Below are 26,996 nucleotides of genomic sequence, written 5' to 3'. Positions count from 1 at the left end.
TTTTATACTATTGATTTGAATTGTTCCAAGAAACGAACGTCATTTTCGTAAAACATTCGGATATCTCCAATTTGGTACAGCAACATGGCAATACGCTCTACTCCCATTCCGAAAGCAAAACCATTGTATTCGTCCGGATTGATACCGCAATTTTTCAACACATTCGGATCCACCATTCCGCAACCTCCAATTTCTAACCAACCTGTTCCTTTAGTAATACGGTAATCGGTTTCGGTTTTCAAGCCCCAATAAATATCGATCTCGGCACTTGGTTCTGTAAACGGAAAATAAGAGGGTCTCAAACGGATTTTTGACTTTCCGAACATCTCTTTAGTGAAATACAATAAGGTTTGTTTTAAATCGGCAAAAGAAACGTCTTTGTCAATATACAAGCCTTCTACTTGATGGAAAATACAGTGGGAACGTGACGAAACCGCTTCGTTACGAAAAACACGCCCAGGAGAAATAGTTCTAATTGGCGGTTTGTTATTTTCCATATAACGCACTTGAACAGATGAAGTATGCGTACGCAATAAAATATCAGGATTGGTTTGAATAAAAAAAGTATCCTGCATATCTCTAGCCGGATGGTATTCTGGCAAGTTCAAGGCAGTAAAGTTGTGCCAATCGTCTTCGATTTCTGGACCTTCAGACACGTTAAAACCAACAGTAGAAAAAATATCGATGATTTGGTTTTTAACCAAAGAAATGGGATGACGCGACCCAATCAAAACTGGCTCAGCAGCACGAGTTAAATCGCCATAAAATCCTTTGCTTTCTTCTTTACTTTCTAAAGCTTCTTGGATAGACTTTACTTTGTCCTCAGCAGAGGTTTTTAATAAATTAATTACTTGTCCAAATTCTTTTTTCTGTTCGTTAGGAACATTTTTAAATTCGGCAAATAACTCTTTTAAAAGTCCTTTACTTCCTAAAAATTTAATTCTGAAAGCTTCTAGTTCTGCTGGATCTTGTGAGGAAAACCCTACTGCTTCGCTAATATATTCTTTTATCTTATCTATCATCCGTCTTTTGGTAAAGGTGCAAAATTACGATTTTTTAGTGAAAAGTGAAACCTCGATTGGTATTTACTACTAACGCTCTTACTTAATTAATTCTCTTTCCAGAAAATAATTCACAATCGCCTCTTTCATTAATACCGATTGTTCTCCAGCTTTTAAAGGCGGTAATTCCTCTTTTACTTTGTAATGAGGCCAACCTTCTTCGTCGAAAAATTCAAATTCGTAATAGCCATACGGTTCTAGCAATCTACAAATAGCAATGTGCATCAGATTGAGTTTTTCGTCTTTCTTGAATTCGCGGTGCAATTTTCCTAATTCTTGAATTCCTATTAAATAAATAATGGCATCCAAATCCAAATCTTCGCCTTGCGAAAACCGATCGGATAATATAGTTACAAGCTGTTCCCAGCGTTCTTTTAATTGTGCGTCTCTTGACATTGGATGTGCGATTTACGATTTACGATTTACGAATTGCAAAAAGAAACCAAATTTAAGCTACAAAGATAAGAAGTAGAAAATTGAGAATGGACAATCGACAATTCTTTTATCTTTGTGTTTTTTATACAATTCAACTATGGGATTTTTAGATAGTATTATTGGGGCTTTATTGATTTATGCTGCGTTCAAAGGCATTCAAAACGGACTTTTTGTAGAGCTAGCCTCCTTTTCTTCTTTAATTGCAGGGATTTATTTGGCTTTCCAATTTTCGTCTATGGCAAAAACGGCACTTGCGGGAGTAGTCAAGTGGAATCCTTATTCCATCCAAGTTATTGCTTTTATCCTTACTTTTTTGGTAGTGATAATTGGTGTGTCTTTAGCAGGAAAGTTTTTGACTAAATTGGTAAGTTTCGCTTATTTGGGTTGGATCAACAAGGCTGGTGGTGGCTTTTTCAGAGTGCTAAAAACAGTTTTAATTGTAAGTGTCTTTTTTAGTGTTTTTGAGAAAATCAATTACAATCATTTTTTAGCCAAAAAAGAAACTTTAGATCGTTCTATTTTCTTTAATCCAATTCAAAAAACAGCTGATTTTATCTTTCCTTCGATTCAGAAATTGTATCAAAAAGCGACTGCAAAATAAACTAAAACCTTATTTCACTTCCCTAATTGCTCCAGACTCAATCCAACCTTCAGTGCCGTCTGTGAGTTCAATTTTTTCCCATTTCCCCAAGATTTCTTTTACAAAGACTTTAGTTCCTTCGTGTAAAATAAAAGCAGCTGGACTGGCTTTTTGAGGTTCGCTCTTCACTTCAGTAACTTCCGCAAAAACAATTGCAGGGCGGTCCGTTACAAAATGATTTCTTTCAAAAATAGCAGCTCCAACACTAACTAATAAAAATAAAACCCATACAAACATTCCAAAAAAGAAAATGCGTTTTAATACGGCAGCAAGCGAAAAATAGTAGCCAATAAAAAATCCTAAAAACATCAATCCAAAGACAATAGAAATCCAAGCCCAAGTATTGTAATGATACATCCCCGTAAAATCATGAAGTAATTTGGCAAAACCCACTTTCGGAACTTCTTTTACCTCATCAATGGTTAATTTTTGTGCAAATTTTAGGTTGTTTGCTATATCTGCATCTTCAGGAGCCAACACCAATGCTTTCTCATAGTTGTAGATTGAGGGCGCCACTTTATTCAATTTATAGTAACAATTTCCTAAATTGAAATACAAGTCCGCTGATTGCTGACGCGAATCCAACACGCTTTCATAGGCTTGAATAGCTTGTTCGTATTGCCCTTTTTGATACAACGCATTCCCTTTTTCAAATCCGCTTTGAGCGAATACAAAAGAAGTGATGAATAAAAATATATAGACTAAATTTTTCATAAGTATGATTCTATTTTAAACACAAAGAGCACAAAGAAGGCACGAAGTTCACTAATATAGCTCTCCATTGATTATTCTTCTAACTCCCTCTTTAAGTAATTTTACATTAAAATTGATTAACAATCCTAATTTGCAATCCGACAATCTCAAATAAGTCAAGACTTGAGCTAAATGAACTTCATTTAAAGATTCTACAGACTTAACTTCTATTATAAATTTATTTTCGACTATTATGTCAATTCGATAACCCACATCTAACTTTACTTCTTCATAAATTAAAGGCAATGCTTTTTGTTTTTCTACAAACAAATTGGATTTCTTTAATTCATAAAAAAGACATTCCTCATAAGCACTTTCTAATAACCCTGGCCCTAAGTTTTTATGCACTTTCAAAGCACACTCAAATACAATTTTTGATATTTCGTTTTCAGTCATTTACCATTAATTTAAAATTGTGACCCTAGTGCTTTCTTTGTGTCCTTCGTGTTTAAACTATCTGTTTTTCCAATTCTGAAATAATCACCACTGCTTTATCAAAATCATTTTGAATTGACGTGCTTGAGGCTGGTGCATAACGAGCCAACTCACAACTTTCTGTCAAGGCAATAAAATCAGTAACTACATCTGGATTGGCATTGCGAGACAACAACAATTCTTGAATGTTGTCTTTACTCATTTCCGAAGTTTCAATATGCAATTTGGCTTTCAAGAAATTGTGCATTGCTTTTTCCAAAGCCACATAAAACGGCTCTTTATTATGTATCTGTTTTTTGGCTTCTGACAAATATTTTTTAGCCAATCGATTGTTCATTCGGATTCTGTTTCCAGTAACATCACCATCTAATGCTTCTTTTCTTTTTCTAAGAAGTACTAGTATTGGCAATGCAATAAATGGCAACACTAACAAAATGTAGTACCATAACGATCCGAAGAAATCTTGTCGTTTTAATGGTTCTAATTCTGTTTTCAATTTAATGAATTTGAACTGCTCTGCTCTTTCAATTTTGTTTTTATTTCCAGCTGAATTCGATGCTACCGCATTTTTAGCTGTAGGTCCGTCCAAAACATTAATTAATATTTCCTTTGATGTTAGCGTTTTATAGCTTCCTGAACTTAAGTCAAAATAACTAAACTGCATTGGCTTAACAATATATTTTCCTTTGTATTGAGGTACAATTGTATAACTATCCAAGATTTTTCCTAACATTCCTGATAAACCAGTGTTGACTGCTTCTTTATGAACCGCATCGTACATTTCGAGAGCATTAGGAACTACTGGTTTAGGCAAATCAAATAATTTTAAATTTCCTTTTCCACTAACACTCACAACCAAATCTAAACTTTCTCCGTTTTTTAAATCCGTTTTAGTAGGCGTTACTTTAAAATCAAAATTACCAACTGCTCCTGTAAATCCTTCTGGTTTTCCAGCCTCAGGAAGTGCTTTTACCGTTATCGTTTTGGTCCCTGCTGAAACGCGTTTATTGCCTTCGGTAATCATTACACGACCAAACATATCTCTACGATTGGTTGGCAATTGCACATCAATATCAAGTGCTAATGGTTCAATCTTTAGGCGCCCTGATTTTTGAGGATACAATACCGTTTTACGCAAGGTTACATAACGATAACGTTGTCCTTTGAACATTCCTTCTTCGGCAACTAACTGCTTGATGTCAATATTCTGACTCCAAAAATCATTGTATTTCGGTTTGTCTAATTCACGCCAATTGGAGATTCCAATATTGTAGCTGAAATACAATTTGTACACCACCGTTATCGGTTCGTTGATATACGGATTGGTTTTAGAAATATCGGCGACAAGGTAAATATTATTGTCGGCTGAAATTTGTGGTGCATTCGGATCGTTTGGATCGGCTTGTTGTTGTACTGGACTAGTAACTGTAACTCGAACAGGAGCCGTTTTATACAATTGTCCATTGAACTCAATGACCGCCTGTTTGATCACCAAATTCCCTTTTTGCAAAGGCAATAAAAAATAAGAGTATACTTTTTCAAACGAACTTCGTCCGTTAATCCACGATTGACTAATTTGCTGACTGGGTCCTGCAATTACTCGAAAACCTTCGAAATTGGGTTGAACAAAATTATCTCCGTCTACATTCATTATAAAATCTACTCGAAGTCTTTCGTTGAGTCCGAGCGTGTTTCTACTGACTTTTGCCTCAAATTCTACCTGAGCCAGAAGTCCTTGGAAACTGATTAATAATAGCAGTATGTATTTTTTCATTATTTATAAAATGGCATTCTTATTTCAAATTACTTACCAGTCTTTTTCTGTTTGAACTGGTTTTCCTTTTACTTTTTGGGCATTAACTTTATTTTGAACTTTCTTTTCTTCATTATTCACGGCGTCCAATAAATTTTGAACGCGTTGTTGTGAAATTCCACCTGGATTAGGTTTAGGCTGACCTTGATTCTTGGAAGAGTCGTCTTTCTTTTCTTTATCTCCCTGATTTTCTTTTTTATCTTTATTTTGATCGCCTTTATCCTTGTTCTTATCTTTATTTTCTCCGTCTTTCTTATCGTCTTTTTTATCCTTGTCTTTGTTCTTGTCCTTGTTTTTGTCTTTATCTTTATTCTTGTCGTCTTTTGGTGGATTGTCTTTTAGCATTTTTTTTGCCAAAGCATAATTGTATCGCGTTTCTTCATCTTCAGGATTATTGCGAAGCGCATTTTTATAGGCTTCGACCGCCTGCGAATAATTCTTCTCTTTCATAAACACATTACCTAGATTGTGAAGGGCTTTGTGTTTTTGAGGATACGTTCTAATAGTTTTTAAAGCATTGGCAAATGCTATTTTGGATTCCGAAAACTGGTTTTGACGATAAATTGCATTTCCTAAGTTATAGGATGCAACCGTTCTTCTTGGAAATTTAGAATGTGAAATTCTATAGTTGGCTTCGGCATCGGCATAGTTTTTTGCTGCAAACTCTTCATTCGCTTTTGGCAAAAGAGCGTCTTTCTCTTGGGCTGTAATCGCCAAAGAAAACACGAGCAAAATCGATACAATTACCTTTTTCATCATTTTATTGTTCCTTTTCATTAAACAAATTGAGTTTATTTACCCATTTAGTTTTGCGTTCCAATAGAAAAACATCTGCAAACAACAACACAAATGCAAATCCTAAAAACCACTGAAATTGCGACTGAAAATCGGCCATTTGAGTAGCTTCAAATTCGGTTTTTTCAATATTGTTTAAGGCGTTTTTTACATAATCGATCACTTCTTTTGTATTGGCTCCATTGGCATAACCACCTTTGGTAGCTTTTGCAATGGCAGTCAAACTTTCTGAGTTCAATTTGGTAATCACTACTTCGTTATTACTATCTCTTTTTAATCCTTCCATTACACCATTACGACGCAACGGAATGGTTCCGCCATTTGGAGTTCCTACTCCTATTGTTATGATTTTAATGCCTAGTTTGTTGGCTTCTTCAGCGGCAGCTTCAGCGCCCTCAGAATGATCTTCTCCATCCGAAACTAAAATCAATAACTTGCTCGTTTTTTTATCATCAAAATAGGTTGCCGATAATCGAATTGCTTCATCCAAAGAAGTTCCAACAGACGAAACCATATCGGTATTCATGCTTTGTAGAAACATTTTGGCCACGCTATAATCGGTTGTAATAGGCAAAACAGGAAACGAACTCCCTGCATAGGCTACAATACCGATTCTATCATTTCCTAATTGATTGATAATTTGAGAAACCAATTGTTTGCTTTTCTCTAAACGACTAGGAGCTACATCTTCGCAAAGCATACTTTTAGATACATCTATTGCAAAAACAATGTCAATTCCTTCGCGTTTAACAGTTTCCATTTTAGTACCAACTTTTGGATTGACCAAGCCCAAAATCAAACCTGCTAATGCCAAAAGTAAGACCCCTAATTTTAAAATCGGTTTGAATACCGAACTATCTGGACTCAATCGTTGTACCAATTCTAAGTCGCCAAATTCACGTTGCTTTTTTCGCTTCCAATATTGATTGAAAAGAAAAACCAACACCAAAAGTGGTAGTAGGAAAAGTAAGTACAAATATTTTTTCTCGTCTAATTCCATTATTGAATTTCTCTTTTTAACCACTAAGTTCACTAAGTAATTACACTAAGTTCACTATTTTCTATGTTGTATATTTAAAATCTACTGTGTGCCCTGTGCGTTCCTTGTGATCTTTGTGTTTAAATAATTTAAATAAATGATCGGTACACCGTATTTCGCAATCCTAATTCTAGCAACAATAAAAAACCTGCTAACCAAACAAAGGGTCTGTATTTTTCATCATAATCATAAAATTTCAACTCTTCAATTTCTGTAGTTTCTAATTTATTGATGGCTGCATATATTTCTTCTAACTTATTGTTACTTGTCGCTCTGAAATATTTTCCGTCTGTTTTACGCGCAATATTTTTCATTAACTGTTCGTCAATTTCTACTTGCATCATACGGAATAAAAATTGTCCGTTAGGTGCAATAGCATAGGGAAATTCGGCCATTCCATTGGTTCCAATTCCCACTGTATACACTTTAATCCCGTATTGTTTAGCAATATCCGATGCCGTTTCTGGCTCAATAAATCCAGCGTTATTTACACCATCAGTCAATAAAATAATCACTTTGCTTTTAGCCTTACTGTCTTTCAAACGGTTGACGGCTGTCGCCAATCCCATTCCGATTCCCGTTCCGTCTTGCAATACATTATCGTATTTGATACTTTCTATCGCTTGCAGTATAATCGCTTTATCACTTGTTACCGGAGTTTTAGTATACGCTTCAGAAGCATAGACTACTAATCCAATTCGGTCATTGGGTCTTTCGTCAACAAAACTAGCTGCCACTTTTTTCAAAGCTTCCATTCGGTTTGGTTTCAAATCCTTGGCCAACATACTTCCTGAAACGTCAATGGCCATTACAATATCAATTCCTTTTGTTGTTTTGGTTTTGTTACTAATGTCCACCGTTCTTGGTCGAGCCATCGCTACAATTAAAGCCATCAATGCCAATAAACGAAATACCCCTAAAAAGGGATACAACTTCACAAAAAATGATTTAGAACCTGAGAACCCTGCCGTTGAACTTATTTTTAAAGTCGCCGTTTGTTGGTCTCTTTTCAAGTACAACCAAGCTGCTACTGCTGGAATTAATAGCAACAACCAAAAAAATTCTGGATTTAAAAAACTTAATTTTTCCATTAATTACTGGCTTGTCTTAGTTCAACTGATTGTAACATTCGCTCTGCAATGGCGCTTCCGTATTGATCGCCTTCAGGAAATACAATCATAATTTGTTGTAATCCTTGATTTTGTTTGAAGTATAAAATCTCATAATATACTTTTTCACTCGACTTGGTCAAAGGATTTAACATTGACATCGTTCCATAACCTTTCATACCTTGTACACCACTTTCGGTTTCAAAGTCTTCTTGTTTAACTATAATATTTTGACCGCCTTGGGCTTCAATTATTTTTAAATTTCCTTCCATGGCTTTTGCCAAATCAATATCTGTTGGTTGTTTGAATTGACTGGTAGAAACCATAATGTAAAACCCATTCATCATGTCGCCATGTTGAAACAACTGCATTTCTTTAATTAATGCCATGGTGTTTTTAGGTAAGACTTTTTCGGCATCAATACGTTTTAACACTTGAGGAGTTTCAATTAGAATTCCAGGACTTCCGTATTCACTTTTTACCCATTCGCCTTCTAATAATTCTTTGGTTTCACGACCAAAAACAGTATCAATAACATATCCAAAACCACGAGTTACCACAAAAAATCCTGTTACCAAAACAAGTAAAAGTACTACTGAAACAATCGCAGTACGAATTTGTTTTGCTTTCTTTTTCTTTAACTGCAATTGGATTTGCTGTTGTCTTTGTGCCTCGTTTAATAGCAAATCTTCCTCTTCAGGCACCTCAACTGGAATCGCCTTATCCAAAGTTAAAATCGCTTTTTGAATCTTATTCCTATCCTCGGTGATTTCGAAATCAAGCGGTTTAGATTTAGCAAATTTTACCAAATCGGCTTGTTTTAAAACACGTTCTAAGTTTTCGATTGTTTCTTTAGAAAGTGTCATTTTCTTTTTGACAGAAGCCGCTCTCAAAGCAGTAATCAGTTCCGAAGTCGTACTTTCCATCGCTGGAATTTCGATAGCTTCTTCGATATAGTTTCTAGCTATGTCTGTCAATTCACTATAATATTCTTTGATTTCTCCGTTTTGCCACAATTCTTTTTGCTCCAAAATGGTCAATAACGAAGTTGCTTTTTCGATGGGCGATTTATAGACTTCTTCTTCAGTCTCTTTGTTTTGCCTTTTCTTAAAGTACCAGTACGCGAAAGCCCCTATTCCTGCAAGGATTATAATCGCTAACAAATACTTCCACCAATTGCCCCAATGACTCTCAGCCGCCACAATATTCTTGATATCGTACATTTTTTGTTGCAATGTATCTACTTTCACATTAGCTACCTCAACCAAAAGTGAGTCGGAAAAAAAGGGTTTTTTGTTAATCAATATTGGCACTCTTGGAATAGTATATTTCCCAGAATCAAATTGGGTTAAGCCATATTTTTTAACCAATTCGTAGCGATCGTCATTCCAAATAGTATCTATTGGATACGAACGAATTACTTCCAATGCTCCAAAGTTTTTCAATTTAGGAAAAACCACTCTAGCTGCAGTATCAACGGAAGCTTTCAAGGTCAATTTGAACTCGGCGCCAATTTTATTGCGCGTTGTGTCCAAAGCCGTTGTCACTTTTTGTGCAAAAAGCGAAGTGGAAATTAGAAACAATACTATGTATGCTATTTTTTTCATTTATTCTATTCAGAAATTTTGATTTCTGATTGTTGATTAACGATTAGTGATTTTTGATTTTACTATTAAAAATACTACTTAATCTAAAATCTTTATCTCGATTTAAAATACCCTAATAATTTGGTTACATAACTTTCATCAACTCGGGTGTTCACGACTCCAGCGCCTGATTTACTGAAGGTTTCTTTAAAATAATTCACTCGATCGTAATAGTGTTTTTCATAGTTCAAACGAACCGATTTAGAACCTGTATCTACTAATTGAACTGCTCCTGTTTCAGCGTCCAACATAGGGACCATGCCTAAATTCGGCATTTTTTCTTCGCGAATATCGTATACTCGAATACCCGTAATGTCGTGTTTCTTAGAAGCAATTTTCAATGTTTGCTCGTACTCCTGAGTCATAAAATCAGAAATAACAAAAACAATGGCTTTCTTTTTTTGTGTTCCCGACAAGAATTTCAAGGCTTGTGCCAAATCCGTTTTATTGCTTTTAGGTTCAAACTCGATGAGTTCGCGAATGATTCGCAACACATGCGAGCGACCTTTTTTAGGTGGAATGTACAATTCGATTTCGTCTGAAAATAGAATTAATCCAATCTTATCATTATTTTGAGTTGCCGAAAAAGCCATGGTAGCGGCAATTTCTGTGACAATGTCTTTTTTAAACTGATTTTTGGAACCAAAACTCTCTGAACCCGAAATATCAACCATTAACATCATCGTCAACTCACGTTCTTCTTCAAAAACCTTAACGTGCGCCTCGTTATAACGTGCGGTAACATTCCAGTCAATGGCTCGAATATCATCGCCATATTGATATTGACGTACTTCGCTAAAAGTCATCCCACGTCCTTTAAAAGACGTATGGTATTCTCCCGAAAAGATATGATCACTCAATCTTCGGGTTTTGATTTCTATTTTTCGGACTTTTTTGAGTAGGTCTTTTGTATCCATTTTGTTATTTAGGCAATAGGCAATAGGCAATAGGCATCAGACTTACTAATGGCTAATGGCTTTTGCCTAATTACTTTTAGGGAACCTCAACTTCGTTTACGATTTTGTTGATGATGTCTACAGAAGTTATGTTTTCGGCTTCTGCTTCATACGTAACGCCAATTCTGTGACGCAATACATCATGAACCACGGCACGAACGTCTTCTGGAATTACATACCCACGACGTTTGATGAAGGCGTAACATTTAGCAGCATTAGCCAAATTGATACTTCCACGTGGCGAAGAACCAAAACTAATCAACGGCTTCAAGTCGGCTAGTTTGTATTTTTCTGGATAACGCGTAGCGAAAATAATATCTAAAATATATTTTTCGATTTTCTCGTCCATGTAGACTTCACGAACTGCTTCTTGAGCGCGTAAAATTTGTTCGATAGAAACGACTTGGTTTACTTTCTCGTAGCTTCCGCTCAAATTCTGACGGATCACCAAACGCTCTTCATCCATTTTTGGATAATCAATCACCGTTTTCAACATAAAACGATCGACTTGTGCTTCTGGCAACTGATACGTTCCTTCTTGCTCAATTGGGTTTTGCGTAGCTAAAACTAAAAATGGCTTGTCTAATTTAAAAGTAGTATCGCCAATAGTCACTTGTTTTTCCTGCATCGCCTCTAATAAAGCTGATTGCACTTTAGCTGGTGCACGGTTAATCTCATCCGCTAGAACGAAATTGGCAAAAATAGGACCCTTTTTAATTGAGAATTCATTTTGCTTGATGTTGTAAATCATCGTTCCCACTACATCGGCAGGCAATAAGTCTGGTGTAAATTGGATTCGGCTAAACGAACCAGCTACAGCCTGCGAGAGCGTATTAATTGCCAAAGTTTTAGCCAGTCCAGGAACCCCTTCTAACAAGATATGCCCTTGACCCAAAAGCCCAATTAACAATCGTTCCACCATATGCTTCTGACCTACAATTACTTTATTCATTTCCATAGTTAGGAGATCAATAAAAGCACTTTCTCTTTCTATTTTCTCGTTGATTGCTCTAATGTCTAAAGACGCTGTATTCTCTTCCATTGTAATATATTTTAAACCATTTTTAATGTGGTTGCCATTTGCGAGTGCAAATTGAATTATTTTTTAGAAGTACGATGTTAAAGAATGGTTAAAACTTTAGCTAAAAACCCAATTTAAAGGTGGATTTATGATCAAATTTATCTATTTTTAAAATCTCGATTAAAATCGGATGAAAATACTTGAAATAAAAACGTAAAAGAGGCAATACTACTATGAGTAAATCGACTTTATCTCCCATAATTGCGGGAGTAATGAACTGGGGAATTTGGGATAAAAAACTCAATACTAAAGAAATGGATAATATTATCCATCTTTGCCTCGAAAACAAAATTTCAACTTTTGATCATGCCGATATTTATGGTGATTATACCACGGAAGCTGATTTTGGAAAAGCTTTGGTTTCAAGCACAATTGACCGATCTAAAATTCAATTGATTTCGAAATGTGGTATCCAAATGGTGACCAAAAACCGGAATAATTCCATAAAACATTACGAATATTCCAAAGACTATATTATTTGGTCCGTAGAGAATTCATTGAAAAACTTAGCGACAGACTATTTAGACGTACTTTTATTGCACCGCCCGAGTCCTTTGATGCAAGCTGACGAAATTGCCGAAGCAGTAACGAAATTAAAATCTGATGGGAAAATTATCGATTTTGGTTTGTCTAATTTCACTACTTCGCAAACGGAATTAATTCGTCAAAAAACCGAAGTTAGTTTTAACCAAATTCAATTCTCTGCGTCCCATCATGAGGCAATGTTAGATGGGAGTTTAGACTATATGCAAACTCATGACATTCGTCCTATGTCGTGGAACCCATTAGGCAGTGTGTTTCGAGAAGACAATGAGCAAACCCGACGCATGAAAAAATTATTGGCGCAATTAGTTTCCAAATATGGAGTAGGATCCGACACGATTTTATTGTCTTGGATTTTGCAACATCCTGCGCAAGTAATTCCAATTGCCGGAACGGTAAACGTAGCCCGAATTCAAGCCTTAATGAAAGCAACCGAATTACCTCTTGAAAAAGAAGATTGGTTCGCCATTTGGACAGAAAGTATGGGTAAAAATGTACCTTAAATAAAATAGAAACAATGACCAAAATAGCCTTAATTACAGGAGCAACAAGCGGAATTGGTAAAGCAACCGCTGAGATTTTAGCTAAAAACAATTACAAATTAGTGCTTTGTGGCCGTCGCCAAGATCGTTTGGATGAACTTCAAAAAACACTTTCCGCACATACCGAAGTGCATACTTTACAATTTGATGTGCGCGATAAAAAAGCAGTTTCTGAGCAAATTGAATCACTCCCAAAAGCATTTTCTTCAATTGATATTTTGATTAATAATGCAGGAAATGCCCACGGTTTGGACCCTATTCAAAATGGTAATCTAGACGATTGGGACGCTATGATTGACGGAAATATCAAAGGTTTGTTATATGTTTCCAAAGCGATTATTCCACAAATGATAGCGCGAAAATCAGGACACATCATCAACATTGGTTCTACCGCTGCCAAAGAAGTGTATCCGAATGGAAATGTCTATTGTGCTACCAAACACGCTGTGGATGCTTTGAACCAAGGAATGCGTATGGATTTGAATCCATTTGGAATTCGCGTGGGTGCCATTCATCCTGGAATGGTTTCAACGGAGTTTAGTAATGTACGTTTTAAAGGCGATGATGAGAAAGCGCAAAATATATACAAAGGATTTGCTCCTTTGCAAGCAGAAGATATAGCTGATATTATCCATTTTGTGGTGTCAAGACCCTATCACGTGAATATTGCGGATTTGATTGTTATGCCAACTGCACAGGCGTCATCAGGAATTGTGAATCGTTCTTTATAAAATTTATATGAGAACATTAGTTATTGGAGATATTCACGGAGGCTTGCGTGCTTTACATCAAATCTTAGAAAGAGCTAAAGTCAGTCCACATGACAAATTGATTTTTTTAGGTGACTATGTAGATGGCTGGAGCCAATCGCCAGAGGTAATTGATTTGCTGATTTCAATGAAAAAGTCGCATAACATTATTTGTATTCGTGGCAATCATGATGATTTATTGTTGGAGTGGCTCAAAAACGGAACCGACAATCCGCAATGGTATCAGCACGGCGGAGAAGCTACAGTAACGGCTTATCAAAAAAGAGATGGGAAAACTTTAGAAGCCCATATCGCTTTCATCGAATCATTGATAGATTACCATCTGGACGAACACAATAGATTGTTCATTCATGCCGGATTTACCAATATGAATGGTGTTGATTTTGAATATTTCCCTAATCTTTTTTATTGGGACAGAACCCTCTGGGAAACCGCATTGGCCTTGGATAAAACCATGAAAATAACTGATGTTGCTTATCCTAAACGCTTTACCCTATATAACGAAATATATATTGGTCACACGCCTGTTTCAAGAATTGGAAAAACAATTCCTGTTCAGATGGCGAATGTTTGGAATGTAGATACTGGAGCCGCTTTTAAAGGACCGTTAACGATTATGGATGTGGATTCTAAAACCTATTGGCAAAGTGAAAATTTAGATAATTTATACCCTAACGAAAAAGGGAGGAACTAAAAAAATCCGCTTGATTTAGGTAATTCAAGCGGATTTTTAAATTAAATAATTCTTTACTACAAGTCAAATTTAATTCCTTGTGCCAATGGCAAACTTGTGGTATAATTAATTGTATTCGTTTGGCGTCTCATATAAACTTTCCAAGCATCAGAACCTGATTCGCGTCCACCACCCGTTTCCTTTTCACCTCCAAAAGCACCTCCAATTTCAGCGCCTGAAGTTCCGATATTTACATTAGCAATACCACAATCTGATCCAGCTACTGATAGAAATAGTTCGGCTTCACGAAGATTATTGGTCATTATTGCCGAGGACAAACCTTGCGCTACTCCATTTTGAATAGCAATAGCATTAGTAACTTCTCCTGTATATTTTAATAAATATAAAATCGGTGCAAACGTTTCATGTTGTACAATTTCAAAAGAATTATCTGCTTCTACGATAGCAGGTTGAACGTAACAACCGCTCTCATACCCTTCGCCAACCAAAATTTTTCCTTCTACAAGGATTTTTCCGCCTTCTTCAACTGCTTTAGCTAAAGCATTAGTATACATAGCAACCGCTTGAACGTCAATCAATGGTCCGACATGGTTTTTCTCATCCAATGGATTTCCAATACGCAATTGTTTGTAAGCGGATACTAAAGCATCTTTTACTGTATCGTACATACTTTCATGTATAATCAAACGACGCGTAGAAGTACAACGTTGACCTGCAGTACCTACCGCACCAAAGACTGCACCAATAACCGTCATTTTAATATCTGCATCAGGAGTAACAATAATAGCATTGTTTCCTCCTAATTCTAACAACGATTTTCCTAAACGACTTGCAACTGTTTGAGCTACAATTTTACCCATTCGTGTAGAACCTGTTGCAGAAATTAATGGGACTCTAGTATCTTGAGTTAGTAATTCTCCTATTTTGTAATCGCCATTAATTAGACAAGAAATCCCTTCTGGTAAGTTATTTTCGCGGATAACTTCGGCAATAATATTTTGGCAAGCAATCCCGCAAAGCGGCGTTTTCTCAGAAGGTTTCCACACACAAACATCGCCACAAATCCAAGCTAAAGCGGTATTCCAAGCCCAAACAGCAACAGGAAAATTAAATGCCGAAATGATTCCGACAACTCCCAAAGAATGGTATTGCTCATACATTCGGTGACCCGGACGTTCAGAATGCATTGTTAAACCGTGTAACTGGCGCGAAAGCCCAACTGCGAAATCGCAGATGTCTATCATTTCTTGTACTTCCCCGTACCCTTCTTGCAACGATTTTCCCATTTCGTAGGAAACCAGTTTACCCAAGGCTTCTTTATTTTTGCGTAATTTTTCTCCAAACTGACGTACAATTTCTCCTCGTTGAGGCGCAGGCATTATTCGGAAAGTCTGGAAAGCCTCGGTAGCTTTTTGCATTACTTTTTCATAATCAGCAGCAGATGTAGTTTGAACAGATGCTATTAATTGTCCGTCCACAGGAGAATAACTTTTTAGTATTTCGCCTGAACCAAAACCAGAAGTTCCGGTAGAAGTTCCTAAATTTAAGTCTTTTACGCCCAATTGAGCTAAGGCTTCTTTCATTCCGAATGCAGATGCTATTGTTGTCATTGTAACTTTTCTGTTAAAAATTGTTATATTTTTGTAAAGATATTATTTTCAACTTAATAATTAAATTGAAAACAATTTATTTCAAGAGCTAGTAATTCCTTTAAAGATTTGGAAATAATATTCCAATTATTTTTTGGACAAAAATCTTGAATCCGTATCCATAATTGTTCCGCATTGGGAACAAGTTCGTAACTTTTCTGAGCTGTAAAAATGTTCAAAATGAGTTAAAAAGTCTTTTTCAATATTATGAAGTTCAAAATAAACTTCGTGTAATTTGTGATTGCAATTTTCACAATGCCAAAGTAATCCGTCTGTAAAACCTAAACCTGCTCTTTTGCGCTCTATAACTAATCCGATAGAACCTTCTGAACGGACTGGTGAATGGGGAATCTTGGCCGGATTCAAATACATATCGCCTGGATTCAAATCCATCTCTTTACGCTCTCCGTCTTCCTGAATGACTACTTTAATGCTTCCTTCCAATTGGTAAAAAAGCTCTTCGGTTTCGTTATAATGGTAGTCTTTTCTTGCATTCGGCCCTGCTACAATCATAACGATATAATCGCCTGATTCTGTATATATGTTTTTGTTGCCAACGGGTGGCACTAGTAGATGACGGTTTTCATCAATCCATTGATTCAAATTGAACGGTTTTGCAATAGCCATATCCTTAAATTTAGAATGGTAAAGTTACACTTTTACTCGTACTATTTTTTCTCTTTAATCAAATAGATATATACTGGGAAATGGTCACTAAATCCTATTTCGGTTGCTCCATGCCGTAAAGGATAGCCTTTAAATTGACCGCTAGTTTGAACTAAAAAAGATTTGTTATAAATTCCTGCTTTCCAGAATTGATAGCTAGAATAATCTGACTGCAAAAGCGACTTGGTAATCATAATTTGGTCAAAAATATCCCATGCATCCCGATGTGCAATTGTTCCCATCCCTTTTTTTGCCATATCTTCAAATGGATTGTAAATCCCCATTGGGGGAACATCTGCTTTTTTCGCCTTAGCCCCTAAAGCAATTTTCACACTTTTATTGTAGGGACCGTCATTCAAGTCTCCCATAGTAATGACTTTGGCGTTTGGATTTATGCGTTGCAGCGAGTCAATTATTTTTCTATTCAAAGCCCCAGCAGCTTCCCTAAAGGGACTCGATCGCTGTTCACCGCCAGAACGTGATGGCCAGTGATTAACAATCAAATGGATTTCTTCGCCCTCTAAAAACCCCGAAACTAGAAGCTGATCACGAGTATAGACTCGTTTGTTTTTTGAACTTACCACCTCAACATCATCTGTGAGTTCTTCTTTATTATTTTTGGAAATAGACTCCTTTTGAAATACATATAATGGAATATTAGAATAGGTCATGGGTTGAAAAAACTCTTTTCGATACAACAAAGCCACATCAATTCCTCTTTTGTCTGGAGAGTCAAAATGAATAATTCCGTACTTTTTATCTACTAAAATAGGCTGTGCAATTAGATCTTCTAATACCCCGCGATTTTCAATTTCACAACCCCCAATAAAAGTTGGCGACTCCGAGTTTTCTGAATTACCAATTTCGGCCAAGACTCGAGATAAGTTGGCTAACTTTTTTTGGTACTTAGCAAATGTCCAATTTTGCGACCCTTTTGGAGTCCAATCTTCATCAAATGTTTCAGGGTCATTGATGGTGTCAAATAGATTTTCGAAATTATAAAAGGCTAGGGTGTGGATTTTAAATTTTTTGGTTTGACCGAAAGATTTTGGATAAACAGCCAAGACCAAAAAACAATACAGAAAGATAGAAATTCTCATTTTATTTCAATTTAGGATCGTTAGGAGTGGGTATAGTAAAAGTAAGAAATTGAAACTGAAATTAAAAGTGATTTGGTATTTGCCTATATTTGTTTTTATAAATTACTGTAGCAATTCAGAATTGATTTATGAAAAAAACGTTCATTTTATTCACTATTAGTTTACTTTCCTTCACTTTTCAAGCTCAACCATCAATGATAACACCACCGTATTTACAAAAAGGAGATACTGTTGCAATTCTAGCAACTGCGAGAAAACATATTGTAAAAAGTATGCAACCCACAATTTCATTATTAGAAAGCTGGGGCTTGAATGTTGTTATTGGAAAAAGTATAGGTTTAGAAAAAAATCAATTGGCGGGAAATGACAAAGAACGTGCCGCTGATCTACAAGAGCAATTGGACAATCCCAACATCAAAGCAATATGGTGTGCGAGAGGCGGTTATGGTACAGTACGAGTAATTGATTTAATTGATTTTACTCAATTCAAAAAAAATCCGAAATGGGTGGTTGGTTTTAGCGATGTTACCGTTTTACACAATCATCTTAATACCATGGGTTACAAATCCATTCACGGAATTATGCCAATCAATCTGTCAAAAGCAACGCAAGCTGCGATTGAAAGTTTGCGTTTGTCCTTATTTGGACAACCTTTGCAATATGCTATAGACGCGCATCCTATGAATCGTATTGGAACAGCCACAGGCGAACTAGTAGGAGGTAATTTGTCCATCTTATATAGTGTATTGGGTTCGCCGTCAGCAATTGATTGTAAGGACAAGATTTTATATATTGAAGATTTAGACGAATACTTGTATCATATTGATCGAATGATGATGAATTTGAAACGAAATGGTTGTTTGGAAAGTCTGAAAGGAATAATTGTTGGGTCTATGACTGATATGAAAGATAACGATATTCCGTGGGGGAAAAATGCGCTTGAAATCGTACAAGACGTAACTAAAAATCTCAATATTCCTGTGATTTTTAATTTCCCAGCGGGTCATATTCATGACAATAGAGCCTTGATTTTAGGAAATACGGTTACTATTGATATCACCGAAAATTGTAGCACTGTGGTTTTTGAAAAGTAAATTCAACTAATTGCATTATGGCTGAGCACAACGAACTAGGTAAATTCGGAGAGGAATTAGCCGCTAAGTACCTTCAAAATAATGGATATACTATATTAGCAACCAACTGGACTTTCCAAAAAGCCGAAATTGACATTCTAGCGGAAAAAGATTCGGTTTTAGCCGTTGTCGAAGTAAAAACACGAACATCAATTGATTTTGGTCTTCCTCAAGACTTTGTTAAGCCAAAAAAAATCCAATTATTGGTAAAAGCGGTTCACGCTTATGTTACCGAAAACGATATAGATAGCGAAGTACGTTTTGACATCATTGCCATCAGAAAGGATGGTCAAAACTTTGAAATTGAACATCTTACAGACGCTTTTTATCATTTTTAAATTTGTTTTTACATGTTATAATTGTAACAAATTGTTTTTTTATTTATATTTGCAGTGTTTTTAACACAACTACTACCTACTAATAAAAAACAATTTAACACAACTACTATGAAAACAGTTTCTTCTATTGTAGAAAATTATATTAAAACAAAACCATTTTTGTTGAATGCCTTATCACTTGGTATTATTAATTTGACTTCTCTTTCGCGCAACATTATGAGTGAATTAGAAAACGAATTTGGCAAAGAAGTAAAACAAGGCGCTATTGTAATGGCCTTGAAACGATTAACCGAAGAATTAGACTTTAAATTGAATCACAAAATCAATAAGGTGATTAAAAATATTGGAGAAATTACGGTGCGTTCTCAGTTAACAGATTACACTTTTGCCGCCTCAGAAACTGTTTTGAATAAACAAGCCGATTTAATTACCGATATCAATAATTTTTCCGATATTTTTTATACTTCATCAAGAGGAGTAAACGAAACCAATATCGTGGTTAGCAACAGCGTGAATCATTTGGTTGACAAACATTTTGCCAACGAAAAATTGATTCAAAAATTAGAAAATTTAGCTTCTATTACGGTAAAATTACCAAAAGAAAACATCGTAGTTCCTGGAATTTATTATTTCATTTTTCAACGCTTGGCTTGGGAAGGAATTATCATCAATGAAGTGATTTCAACTTCGAATGAATTTACGATTCTAGTTAGCGAAAATGAAGTAGACGTTGCTTTCAAAGTAATTAAGGATTTGAAAAATTAGATAAATCCAAAGCTCCCAGCCTTTAAAAGGCTGGAAGCTTTTTTTATTTCTCCATCAACTCCATCAACTCCAAAGCTCTTCGAATTGATTTTACATTGTCAAACGTCAATAACAATCGTAATCCGTTAGGGGTTTGTTTTTCTTTCATTTTACACAAAGCGCTTTGCTTTTGCACAAACTGTAGTACGTGATGAAAACGTCCGGATTGGTAATAATCCGATTGTTGGTCGGATACGAAATACCCAATCATTTTACCTTGTTTTAAGACTAATTTTTCAATCCCTATACGGGTAGCAATCCATTTGATTTTCATACTGCTCAGTAAAGAAACAGCTTGTTTTGGCAAAGGCCCAAAGCGGTCAATCAGCTTGTTTTCATAATTCAAAAGTGACGCTTCATCTTTAATTTCTGCTAACTCGTTATACAGCAGTAATCGTTCAGAAACCGTATTGATGTATTCATCTGGGAATAATAATTCGAAATCAGTATCAAGCTGCAAGTCTTTAACGTATTCTTTGGTTTCGATATCATTTTGTTCTGGGTACAAATCCTTGAATTCGTTTTCTTTCAGCTCTTCGATGGCTTCGTTCATGATTTTTTGATAGGTATCGAAGCCAATTTCGTTGATGAAACCACTTTGCTCTCCTCCTAACAAATCACCTGCACCACGAATCTCCAAATCTTTCATGGCAATGTTAAATCCACTTCCTAATTCGCTAAATTGTTCCAAAGCCTGAATTCGTTTGCGGGCATCTTCAGTCATTGCCGAATACGGCGGACAAATGAAATAACAAAACGCTTTTTTGTTGCTTCGCCCTACTCGACCGCGCATTTGGTGTAAATCAGACAGTCCAAAATTATTGGCATTATTGATGAAAATCGTATTGGCATTCGGCACATCCAAACCACTTTCAATAATAGTGGTGGCTACCAAAACATCAAATTCGCCATTCATAAAAGCTAGCATCAACTCTTCGAGTTTCGCGCCTTCCATTTGGCCGTGACCAATTCCCACTCGGGCATTAGGCACCAATCGCTGAATCATTCCAGCAATTTCCTTGATATTTTCAATTCGGTTATTGATGAAAAATACCTGTCCGTTGCGCTGAATTTCGTACGAAACAGCATCGCGAATTAACTCTTCGTTGAACCCCACCACATTCGTCTCGATAGGATATCGATTGGGTGGTGGCGTGGTGATTACTGATAAATCTCGTGCAGCCATCAACGAGAATTGCAAAGTTCTCGGAATTGGCGTTGCGGTTAAAGTCAAGGTATCCACATTAGCCGCAATCGTTTTAAGTTTGTCTTTGACATTCACCCCAAATTTTTGTTCTTCATCGACAATCAACAATCCAAGGTCTTTGAAAACCACATTTTTATTCACTAATTGGTGGGTTCCAATGACAATGTCTAGTTTTCCTTCAGCCAATTGTTTGAGGGTTTCTGCTTTCTGTTTTGCTGTTCTAAAACGATTCAAATACCCTATCGAAACCGGCATGTTCTTCAATCGTTCCGAAAAAGTGCGGTAATGTTGGTAAGCCAAAATAGTGGTTGGTACTAAAACAGCGACTTGCTTGCTATTGTCCACCGCCTTAAAAGCAGCACGAATTGCCACCTCTGTTTTTCCAAAACCGACATCGCCACAAACTAGACGATCCATCGGGCGATCGCTTTCCATATCGGCTTTTACATCCTGTGTTGATTTGATTTGGTCCGGCGTATCTTCGTAAATGAACGAACTTTCTAATTCGTTTTGCAAATAACTATCGGGCGCATATTGAAAACCTTTTTCCAGACGTCTTTTGGCATACAACTGAATCAAATTGAACGCAATATGTTTGACACGGGCTTTGGTTTTCTGTTTTAAAACTTTCCAGGCATTCGAGCCTAATTTGTAAATTTTAGGAGGCGTTCCGTCTTTACCATTATATCTTGAAATTTTGTGTAAAGAGTGAATACTCACATACACAATGTCATTATCGGCATAAACCAATTTAATCGCCTCTTGTGTTTTACCTTCCACTTGGATTTTTTGCAAACCGCCAAATTTCCCAATTCCGTGATCGATATGCGTAACATAATCGCCAACAGATAATGAAGTCAGCTCTTTTAAGGTGATATTCTGTTTTTTAGAATACCCATTTTTAATGCTGAATTTATGATAACGTTCAAAAATCTGATGATCGGTATAGCAGGTAATTTGGTTTTCTTCATCAATAAATCCTTGGTACAAAGGCAGAACTACGGTGTTGTATTGCTTACGAATATTCTCTGAATTAGCCTCGTCTAAGGTTTCGAAAATATCGTGGAAACGCTTGGCTTGATTGTCATTCGAACAGAACAAATAGTTCTTGTATCCATTGAAATGATTGTCGTTCAAATTGTTCAATAATAAATCAAATTGCTTGTTAAATGACGGTTGCGGCTGAATATGAAATTCGAACTTTTTAGTGGTTTTAAAAATGGCTTTGGAAGCCAATTCCGCCACCGAAAAATCCAACGCTCGTTTTATAAATTGTTCTTGATTTAGGAATAATTGCTCAGGTGTAGCGTGTTTGATATCTTTGGAAAGTTTGTCAAACGCTTCTTTGGCTTTGGTAAATTGTTTGTCCAATTGACTTAAAAACCCTTCCGTATTTTGAATAAAAAGAACCGTTTTCTCGGAGATATAATCCAAAAAACTTTCGCGGTTTTCCTGAAAAAATTTATTTTCTACATTAGGGATAATCGCAATTTTCTTTTGTTGTTCCAATGACAATTGGGTGGCTACATCAAAAGTTCTAATACTATCTACTTCGTTGCCAAAAAATTCAATTCGATAGGGATTGTCGTTCGAAAACGAAAACACATCGACAATTCCGCCACGAACGGAAAATTCACCAGGTTCAGTTATAAAATCGACTCTTTTAAATTCGTATTCAAACAATACTTCGTTGATAAAATCAATCGAAATTTGGTCGCCTACGGCCACTTTTAAAGTGTTTTTGTCCAATTCCTTTCGTGTCACTACTTTTTCAAAAAGCGCTTCGGGATAACTGACAATTATGGCTGGTTTTTTTCGAGAATTGATGCGGTTAAGTACTTCGGCGCGAAGCAAAACATTTGCATTGTCTGTTTCTTCTATTTGATATGGCCGGCGAAAAGAAGCGGGATAAAACAATACATCTTGGTCTCCAATCATTTGTTCCAAATCATTCAAATAATAGGCCGCTTCTTCTTTATCGTTTAAAATGAGTAAAAACGGTAATTCTGATTTTTTAAAAACAGAACGTATAACAAAAGAAATTGAAGACCCCACCAAACCTGAAAGATGTAGTTTTGGGCTGTTATTTTGGGCTAACAACGCAACAATCTGTTCTGTTTTAGGAGATGTGTCGTAAATGGAATAGACTGTTTTACTCAACGCGTGAAAGGTTTGGTTTTGTTGGAGGAGTGGGCATTGGAGTTGTAGAAATGGCTCTTGTGGTATCCAACATTCTCAACATATCAGATTCGCCATCTTCCACAGGAATTTTACTTTTCTCTGTAATTTTATCCATTTGTCTTTGCAAAGAAACTAGCTCTGCATTGATTTCGCTCACTAAAACGACTACTTTTTTATCCGGAATAGCGTCTAAATGGATAAATAGGTCCAGTAAACGCACTTTAGTAATCAAAGTTCCTATTCTACTTTTAATTTGAGGTTGTTGGAATTGAAACGGAATATTACTGTTGAGAAGCAAGGCTTTTTTAGACAATTCGGCTGCTTTTTTTTGATACCCATTTAATGATTTTCCGGGATTCTGTGCCAATTCGTCTAAAAATTGACGGAACTCAGTCCAGCTTGCCACGCTTTGTTCTGAAGTAGTATTTATGGGCGTAGCATAAAAATTCCAGTTTGAACTGATGTTTTTATAAATTACTTCTCTTTTTTTAGTGGCTTTTTTATTCTCGGCTAGGCGTTGTTTATTGTCTTCTTTGCAAGAAGTCAAAAGCAAAAATAAAGCACAAAAAACAACTACTATTTGTCTCATTACCATTTTCATTGGAACGCAAAGTTACAAACTAAATTTACAATACCGAATACCTGCTATCGTACAAATTAAAAACATAAAAAATGGCTTGTCAATTACAACAAGCCATTTCACTAATTAACCAATTACAATCCCCTTAATTGTTTTATTGATTAATTATTACAAAAGTACTTCTACGATTCAATTGATGTTCTGCCTCACTACATTTAACGCCATCAGCGCATTGGTTGATTAGTTGTGTCTCTCCATATCCTTTGGCAGTTAGACGGTTTTTATTAATTCCGCGTTGCACCAAATAATCCAAGGTAGATTTTGCTCTTCGTTGAGACAAAGCTTGATTGTACGACTTGCTTTGACGGCTGTCTGTGTGTGAACCAATTTCAATTTTAAGAGAAGGAAACTGATTTAAAACCTCAACGATTTTCTCTAGCTCCACTCGAGCATCTTTTCTAATATTGGATTTGTCCAAATCAAAATAAATGTGTCTCAATGATAAGGCTTTAGCCAAATCCAAACCTTGTTGTATTTTATAACTATCTTGATCTAAAGCAATATTAGCCTCCGCTTCCTTATCATAAATTGCAACCGAAGCCGTTGTCTCGTTAGGAGCATAGGTTGCAGCATTAGCCTGAAGTCTATAGGTTTGGTTTGGATTTACTTTTTCAAAAACAAAGGTTCCTGATTCATTCGTTTGATACCTATTGATCTCTCTTCCGAAATTATCAAATAAAACAACTGTTCCAACTAAAGGTTGGTTGGTGTTTTTATCCGTTAACTTTCCGAAAATTCTGGTGTTGTACTCAAATGCAAATGGTTGTAACGCATTATTAGTGAACTCATACAAATCATCATCTCCTTGACCTCCGGGTCTATTTGAAGTAAAAACACCTTGATTTGTATTTCTATTCCAATAGATACCAAAATCATCAAACGGACTGTTTATCGGGCTAGTAAGATGCACCGGCAATGCGTCTTTTTGATTAAGGTCAACCGCAAAAATATCAAAACCTCCCATCCCTTGGTGACCGTCTGAAGCAAAAAGTAAAATATTATCTTTAGTTACAAATGGATAGCTTTCTCTACCTTCGGTATTGATGTTTGTTCCTAAATTCTCTGGTGCGGTGTAAGAACCATCTTCGTTGATAGTTACTTTAAACAAATCTGATTGTCCAAAAGATCCTTTAGCATCAGAGGCGAAATAAAGTGTTTTACCATCCGGCGATACGGCAGGGTGAGCCACTCTAGCGCTATCTTTTGCAAAAATATCTTGAACTCCTAGATTTTTCCAACGGCCATTTGTACGCTCTGATTTGTATATTTTATACAATCCATTCACTACTTTCTTGGTTTTATTTTCCTTTAACTCATTTTGGGTATAGTACATAGCATTCCCATCTAGAGTAAAAACTGGACTCGCTTCATGAAAAATAGAAAAGGTTTTTTTAGAATATAAATCCGGCTTGCTATAATTCCCGTCAGCTTGTTTTACACTAAAGTATAAATTGGTATAAGGCTGGTCTGTTCTAGCATAAATCTGATTGCCTACTGAACGAGGTTTGGCACTCGCAAAAAGTAGCGTGTCCCCAATATAAGTAGAACTGTAATCCGAATACTTTGAATTTGTATTGATGTTTTGTATTTCAAAAACATCACTGCCTTTTTTAATTGATTGTTGTGCAAGCGACCTACTCTTATTTTTAACTCTAATTTGGTTCGGATTTTCTTTATCAAATTGATCAAACACCACTTTAGCCTCTTCCATTTTACCCGCCGACTTTAAAGACTGTCCGTATCGAAATAAAAAATCGCTAGAAAAAGTTCCTTTCAATTCGTACCTTTTAGAGTACCATTTTTCGGCTTGAATATAGTTGGCATTGAAATAATTAGCGTCGCCTAGTTTTTCATAGATTTGCTCAGAACCCATTCCTTTATTGGCTAATCTCTCGTAGATTTGAATAGCAGAAACATAGGATTCGTTTTCAAATTGCTTCCCTGCTTTTTTGATTGTTCTTTGTTGTGCTAGTAAAGTAATAGGAAATACTAGTATAAGTAGAATGTATTTTTTCATTGGTATCAATTTAGAAGAATCTTGGGGTCTCCACTCGTTGGTTAATTTTAAACAAATCAAACTGTAAAAACAATTCGTGCGAACCCGAATTAAAATTTGATAATCTGGTAGTCTCTCGGTCGTAACCATATCCTATAGCCAATCGATCGCTTACTTTAAATCCTACTAAAGCCGATAGTGCTGCACTCCATCTGTAAGCCAATCCTACTGTGAATTTTTCATTAATTAAAAAATTCCCCGTAAGGTCAACTTGTAAGGGTGCGCCAGCTACCATTTTGGCAACAAAAGCAGGTTTGAACTTAAGATTATACGCCAATTCGAATACTTTTCCTCCCATTAAATAGAAATGTTGTCGTCTGTTCGCAGCTGAAAAAGCAAATTCATCGTACTGCTTAGTTTGCAAAATCATTGGCACAGATAATCCAAGATAAGTTGTGTTGGTGTAATAAAACAAACCCGCTCCTATATTAGGAGAAAATTGATTGTTAATGTTGTTTCTAAAAGAGTTGTCATTAGGATTGAAATGATTCAACTTATTGTAATCTATATTCAATAAGGCACCACCCGCTTTGATCCCAAATGCCAATCTGCTTTCATTTTCAAAATCTATGGTGTAAGATAAATCAACTGCAAATGATGTTGTTGTACTTGGCCCAATTTCGTCGTGAAGTAAATTTCCTCCAATTCCTAAATTTGAGTTTTCTATAGGTTGATGATAAGCTAGATTTAATGTTTTAGGTGAGCCTTCTAAGCCAATCCACTGAGTACGATACAAACTGAATAAAGTTCCGTACCCTAAAGAACCTGAATAAGCAGGGTTAATTACCGAAGGATTATACATATACTGCGTGTATTGTGGTTCTTGTTGTGCATACACACAACTCGTAATGATAAGTAATAACCAACAAACTATTTTTTTCATATTATGAATTGTTATGATTCTTTAAGC

General features: G+C 36.0%; 25 protein-coding genes. 7 read left to right on the top strand and 18 right to left on the bottom strand.

Going from position 1 to position 26,996, the window contains the following annotated elements; genetic code table 11:
- Positions 1–2: 2 nt before the first annotated feature.
- Together pheS and LPC23_RS03445 are read right to left on the bottom strand one after the other, a co-directional pair.
- Complete coding sequence (pheS, locus tag LPC23_RS03450) at positions 3–1,022, bottom strand: phenylalanine--tRNA ligase subunit alpha (RefSeq protein ID WP_229331101.1); 1,020 nt, start codon at positions 1,020–1,022, stop codon at positions 3–5.
- 78 nt (positions 1,023–1,100) lie between these two features.
- Positions 1,101–1,457: a hypothetical protein gene (locus LPC23_RS03445; RefSeq protein WP_229326579.1), complete on the bottom strand. Its 357-nt coding sequence runs from the start codon at positions 1,455–1,457 to the stop codon at positions 1,101–1,103.
- 136 nt (positions 1,458–1,593) lie between these two features.
- Here LPC23_RS03445 and LPC23_RS03440 point away from each other — a divergent pair, with 136 nt between their 5' ends.
- Positions 1,594–2,097 (top strand): CvpA family protein, encoded by a 504-nt coding sequence (locus LPC23_RS03440; RefSeq protein WP_229331099.1) that lies wholly within the window; start codon positions 1,594–1,596, stop codon positions 2,095–2,097.
- Between the two features lie 9 nt (positions 2,098–2,106).
- Here the strand turns inward: LPC23_RS03440 and LPC23_RS03435 are convergent, their stop codons facing one another.
- The 9 genes from LPC23_RS03435 to LPC23_RS03395 all read right to left on the bottom strand — a co-directional run bounded on the left by LPC23_RS03435 (position 2,107) and on the right by LPC23_RS03395 (position 11,724).
- A complete protein-coding gene (locus tag LPC23_RS03435) occupies positions 2,107–2,850 on the bottom strand; it encodes a tetratricopeptide repeat protein (RefSeq protein ID WP_229331097.1) in 744 nt (247 codons plus the stop codon).
- A 51-nt stretch (positions 2,851–2,901) separates the two neighbouring features.
- Complete coding sequence (locus tag LPC23_RS03430; protein WP_229331095.1) at positions 2,902–3,285, bottom strand: GxxExxY protein; 384 nt, start codon at positions 3,283–3,285, stop codon at positions 2,902–2,904.
- A 52-nt stretch (positions 3,286–3,337) separates the two neighbouring features.
- On the bottom strand, positions 3,338–5,098 hold the full coding sequence (locus tag LPC23_RS03425) for a BatD family protein (RefSeq protein ID WP_229331093.1): 1,761 nt from the start codon (positions 5,096–5,098) through the stop codon (positions 3,338–3,340).
- 33 nt (positions 5,099–5,131) lie between these two features.
- Complete coding sequence (locus tag LPC23_RS03420; protein ID WP_420827830.1) at positions 5,132–5,914, bottom strand: tetratricopeptide repeat protein; 783 nt, start codon at positions 5,912–5,914, stop codon at positions 5,132–5,134.
- The gene (locus LPC23_RS03415; protein ID WP_229331091.1) at positions 5,898–6,932 is read right to left on the bottom strand and encodes a VWA domain-containing protein; all 1,035 of its coding nucleotides are present in this window, start codon (positions 6,930–6,932) and stop codon (positions 5,898–5,900) included. Before LPC23_RS03415 ends, LPC23_RS03420 begins: the two co-directional genes overlap by 17 nt.
- A 128-nt stretch (positions 6,933–7,060) precedes the next feature.
- Entirely contained in the window at positions 7,061–8,062 is a 1,002-nt protein-coding gene (locus tag LPC23_RS03410; protein WP_229331089.1) for a vWA domain-containing protein, read from the bottom strand.
- Positions 8,062–9,687, bottom strand: coding sequence for a hypothetical protein (locus LPC23_RS03405; protein WP_229331087.1), 1,626 nt, complete (start codon positions 9,685–9,687; stop codon positions 8,062–8,064). Before LPC23_RS03405 ends, LPC23_RS03410 begins: the two co-directional genes overlap by 1 nt.
- A 92-nt stretch (positions 9,688–9,779) precedes the next feature.
- A complete protein-coding gene (locus tag LPC23_RS03400; protein WP_229331085.1) occupies positions 9,780–10,643 on the bottom strand; it encodes a DUF58 domain-containing protein in 864 nt (287 codons plus the stop codon).
- Between the two features lie 76 nt (positions 10,644–10,719).
- Positions 10,720–11,724, bottom strand: coding sequence for an AAA family ATPase (locus LPC23_RS03395; protein WP_229326562.1), 1,005 nt, complete (start codon positions 11,722–11,724; stop codon positions 10,720–10,722).
- 212 nt (positions 11,725–11,936) lie between these two features.
- On the opposite strand from LPC23_RS03395, the gene LPC23_RS03390 reads away from it, so the two are divergent.
- The 3 genes from LPC23_RS03390 to LPC23_RS03380 are packed head-to-tail and all read left to right on the top strand — an operon-like array spanning position 11,937 to position 14,312.
- Positions 11,937–12,809, top strand: coding sequence for an aldo/keto reductase (locus tag LPC23_RS03390; protein ID WP_229331083.1), 873 nt, complete (start codon positions 11,937–11,939; stop codon positions 12,807–12,809).
- 14 nt (positions 12,810–12,823) lie between these two features.
- Entirely contained in the window at positions 12,824–13,579 is a 756-nt protein-coding gene (locus LPC23_RS03385; RefSeq protein WP_229331081.1) for an SDR family NAD(P)-dependent oxidoreductase, read from the top strand.
- Positions 13,580–13,586: 7 nt separating this feature from the next.
- Positions 13,587–14,312, top strand: coding sequence for a metallophosphoesterase family protein (locus tag LPC23_RS03380; protein WP_229331079.1), 726 nt, complete (start codon positions 13,587–13,589; stop codon positions 14,310–14,312).
- 56 nt (positions 14,313–14,368) lie between these two features.
- On the opposite strand, the gene amaB is transcribed toward LPC23_RS03380, so the two are convergent.
- The 3 genes from amaB to LPC23_RS03365 all read right to left on the bottom strand — a co-directional run bounded on the left by amaB (position 14,369) and on the right by LPC23_RS03365 (position 17,727).
- Positions 14,369–15,922: an L-piperidine-6-carboxylate dehydrogenase gene (gene amaB / locus LPC23_RS03375; protein WP_229331077.1), complete on the bottom strand. Its 1,554-nt coding sequence runs from the start codon at positions 15,920–15,922 to the stop codon at positions 14,369–14,371.
- A 126-nt stretch (positions 15,923–16,048) separates the two neighbouring features.
- On the bottom strand, positions 16,049–16,588 hold the full coding sequence (locus tag LPC23_RS03370; RefSeq protein WP_229326556.1) for a 3-hydroxyanthranilate 3,4-dioxygenase: 540 nt from the start codon (positions 16,586–16,588) through the stop codon (positions 16,049–16,051).
- A 41-nt stretch (positions 16,589–16,629) separates the two neighbouring features.
- Positions 16,630–17,727, bottom strand: a complete 1,098-nt coding sequence (locus LPC23_RS03365; protein WP_229331075.1) for an endonuclease/exonuclease/phosphatase family protein — start codon at positions 17,725–17,727, stop codon at positions 16,630–16,632.
- Positions 17,728–17,855: 128 nt separating this feature from the next.
- Between LPC23_RS03365 and LPC23_RS03360 the strand changes: the two genes are divergently transcribed.
- The 3 genes from LPC23_RS03360 (at position 17,856) to LPC23_RS03350 (ending at position 19,963) form a co-directional block, all read left to right on the top strand.
- Entirely contained in the window at positions 17,856–18,821 is a 966-nt protein-coding gene (locus LPC23_RS03360) for a S66 peptidase family protein (RefSeq protein WP_229331073.1), read from the top strand.
- 17 nt (positions 18,822–18,838) lie between these two features.
- Positions 18,839–19,198 carry a YraN family protein gene (locus LPC23_RS03355; RefSeq protein WP_229331071.1) on the top strand — a complete coding sequence of 120 codons (360 nt, stop codon included), beginning with the start codon at positions 18,839–18,841 and terminating at the stop codon, positions 19,196–19,198.
- A gap of 108 nt (positions 19,199–19,306) precedes the next feature.
- Complete coding sequence (locus tag LPC23_RS03350) at positions 19,307–19,963, top strand: aspartate kinase (protein WP_229331069.1); 657 nt, start codon at positions 19,307–19,309, stop codon at positions 19,961–19,963.
- Positions 19,964–20,006: 43 nt separating this feature from the next.
- Here LPC23_RS03350 and mfd read toward each other — a convergent pair whose 3' ends face one another.
- The 4 genes from mfd to LPC23_RS03330 all read right to left on the bottom strand — a co-directional run bounded on the left by mfd (position 20,007) and on the right by LPC23_RS03330 (position 26,969).
- Entirely contained in the window at positions 20,007–23,369 is a 3,363-nt protein-coding gene (gene mfd / locus LPC23_RS03345; protein ID WP_229331067.1) for a transcription-repair coupling factor, read from the bottom strand.
- Positions 23,362–23,979 (bottom strand): hypothetical protein, encoded by a 618-nt coding sequence (locus LPC23_RS03340; protein WP_229331065.1) that lies wholly within the window; start codon positions 23,977–23,979, stop codon positions 23,362–23,364. Before LPC23_RS03340 ends, mfd begins: the two co-directional genes overlap by 8 nt.
- Positions 23,980–24,124: 145 nt before the next feature.
- A complete protein-coding gene (locus tag LPC23_RS03335; protein ID WP_229331063.1) occupies positions 24,125–26,047 on the bottom strand; it encodes an OmpA family protein in 1,923 nt (640 codons plus the stop codon).
- Positions 26,048–26,057: 10 nt separating this feature from the next.
- The gene (locus LPC23_RS03330) at positions 26,058–26,969 is read right to left on the bottom strand and encodes a PorP/SprF family type IX secretion system membrane protein (protein WP_229331061.1); all 912 of its coding nucleotides are present in this window, start codon (positions 26,967–26,969) and stop codon (positions 26,058–26,060) included.
- Between the last annotated feature and the right edge of the window lie 27 nt (positions 26,970–26,996).

The sequence above is a fragment of the Flavobacterium ammonificans genome (assembly GCF_020885975.1).
In the GTDB taxonomy this organism is placed as follows: Bacteria; Bacteroidota; Bacteroidia; order Flavobacteriales; family Flavobacteriaceae; genus Flavobacterium; species Flavobacterium ammonificans.
Note: the sequence above shows the minus strand (reverse complement) of the source record. Positions and strands in the feature narration are given on the sequence as shown.

Bases quoted from the DNA above. Each gene is read 5' to 3' on its own strand.
- LPC23_RS03410 (WP_229331089.1), bottom strand. From the start codon at position 8,062: ATGGAAAAATTAAGTTTTTTAAATCCAGAATTTTTTTGGTTGTTGCTA.
- amaB (WP_229331077.1), bottom strand. From the start codon at position 15,922: ATGACAACAATAGCATCTGCATTCGGAATGAAAGAAGCCTTAGCTCAA.
- LPC23_RS03405 (WP_229331087.1), bottom strand. From the start codon at position 9,687: ATGAAAAAAATAGCATACATAGTATTGTTTCTAATTTCCACTTCGCTT.
- LPC23_RS03330 (WP_229331061.1), bottom strand. From the start codon at position 26,969: ATGAAAAAAATAGTTTGTTGGTTATTACTTATCATTACGAGTTGTGTG.
- LPC23_RS03360 (WP_229331073.1), top strand. From the start codon at position 17,856: ATGAAAAAAACGTTCATTTTATTCACTATTAGTTTACTTTCCTTCACT.
- LPC23_RS03420 (WP_420827830.1), bottom strand. From the start codon at position 5,914: ATGAAAAGGAACAATAAAATGATGAAAAAGGTAATTGTATCGATTTTG.
- LPC23_RS03350 (WP_229331069.1), top strand. From the start codon at position 19,307: ATGAAAACAGTTTCTTCTATTGTAGAAAATTATATTAAAACAAAACCA.
- LPC23_RS03440 (WP_229331099.1), top strand. From the start codon at position 1,594: ATGGGATTTTTAGATAGTATTATTGGGGCTTTATTGATTTATGCTGCG.
- LPC23_RS03415 (WP_229331091.1), bottom strand. From the start codon at position 6,932: ATGGAATTAGACGAGAAAAAATATTTGTACTTACTTTTCCTACTACCA.
- LPC23_RS03355 (WP_229331071.1), top strand. From the start codon at position 18,839: ATGGCTGAGCACAACGAACTAGGTAAATTCGGAGAGGAATTAGCCGCT.
- LPC23_RS03390 (WP_229331083.1), top strand. From the start codon at position 11,937: ATGAGTAAATCGACTTTATCTCCCATAATTGCGGGAGTAATGAACTGG.
- pheS (WP_229331101.1), bottom strand. From the start codon at position 1,022: ATGATAGATAAGATAAAAGAATATATTAGCGAAGCAGTAGGGTTTTCC.
- LPC23_RS03370 (WP_229326556.1), bottom strand. From the start codon at position 16,588: ATGGCTATTGCAAAACCGTTCAATTTGAATCAATGGATTGATGAAAAC.
- LPC23_RS03400 (WP_229331085.1), bottom strand. From the start codon at position 10,643: ATGGATACAAAAGACCTACTCAAAAAAGTCCGAAAAATAGAAATCAAA.
- LPC23_RS03395 (WP_229326562.1), bottom strand. From the start codon at position 11,724: ATGGAAGAGAATACAGCGTCTTTAGACATTAGAGCAATCAACGAGAAA.
- LPC23_RS03430 (WP_229331095.1), bottom strand. From the start codon at position 3,285: ATGACTGAAAACGAAATATCAAAAATTGTATTTGAGTGTGCTTTGAAA.
- LPC23_RS03335 (WP_229331063.1), bottom strand. From the start codon at position 26,047: ATGAAAAAATACATTCTACTTATACTAGTATTTCCTATTACTTTACTA.
- LPC23_RS03365 (WP_229331075.1), bottom strand. From the start codon at position 17,727: ATGAGAATTTCTATCTTTCTGTATTGTTTTTTGGTCTTGGCTGTTTAT.
- LPC23_RS03385 (WP_229331081.1), top strand. From the start codon at position 12,824: ATGACCAAAATAGCCTTAATTACAGGAGCAACAAGCGGAATTGGTAAA.
- LPC23_RS03425 (WP_229331093.1), bottom strand. From the start codon at position 5,098: ATGAAAAAATACATACTGCTATTATTAATCAGTTTCCAAGGACTTCTG.
- LPC23_RS03445 (WP_229326579.1), bottom strand. From the start codon at position 1,457: ATGTCAAGAGACGCACAATTAAAAGAACGCTGGGAACAGCTTGTAACT.
- LPC23_RS03380 (WP_229331079.1), top strand. From the start codon at position 13,587: ATGAGAACATTAGTTATTGGAGATATTCACGGAGGCTTGCGTGCTTTA.
- LPC23_RS03435 (WP_229331097.1), bottom strand. From the start codon at position 2,850: ATGAAAAATTTAGTCTATATATTTTTATTCATCACTTCTTTTGTATTC.
- LPC23_RS03340 (WP_229331065.1), bottom strand. From the start codon at position 23,979: ATGAGACAAATAGTAGTTGTTTTTTGTGCTTTATTTTTGCTTTTGACT.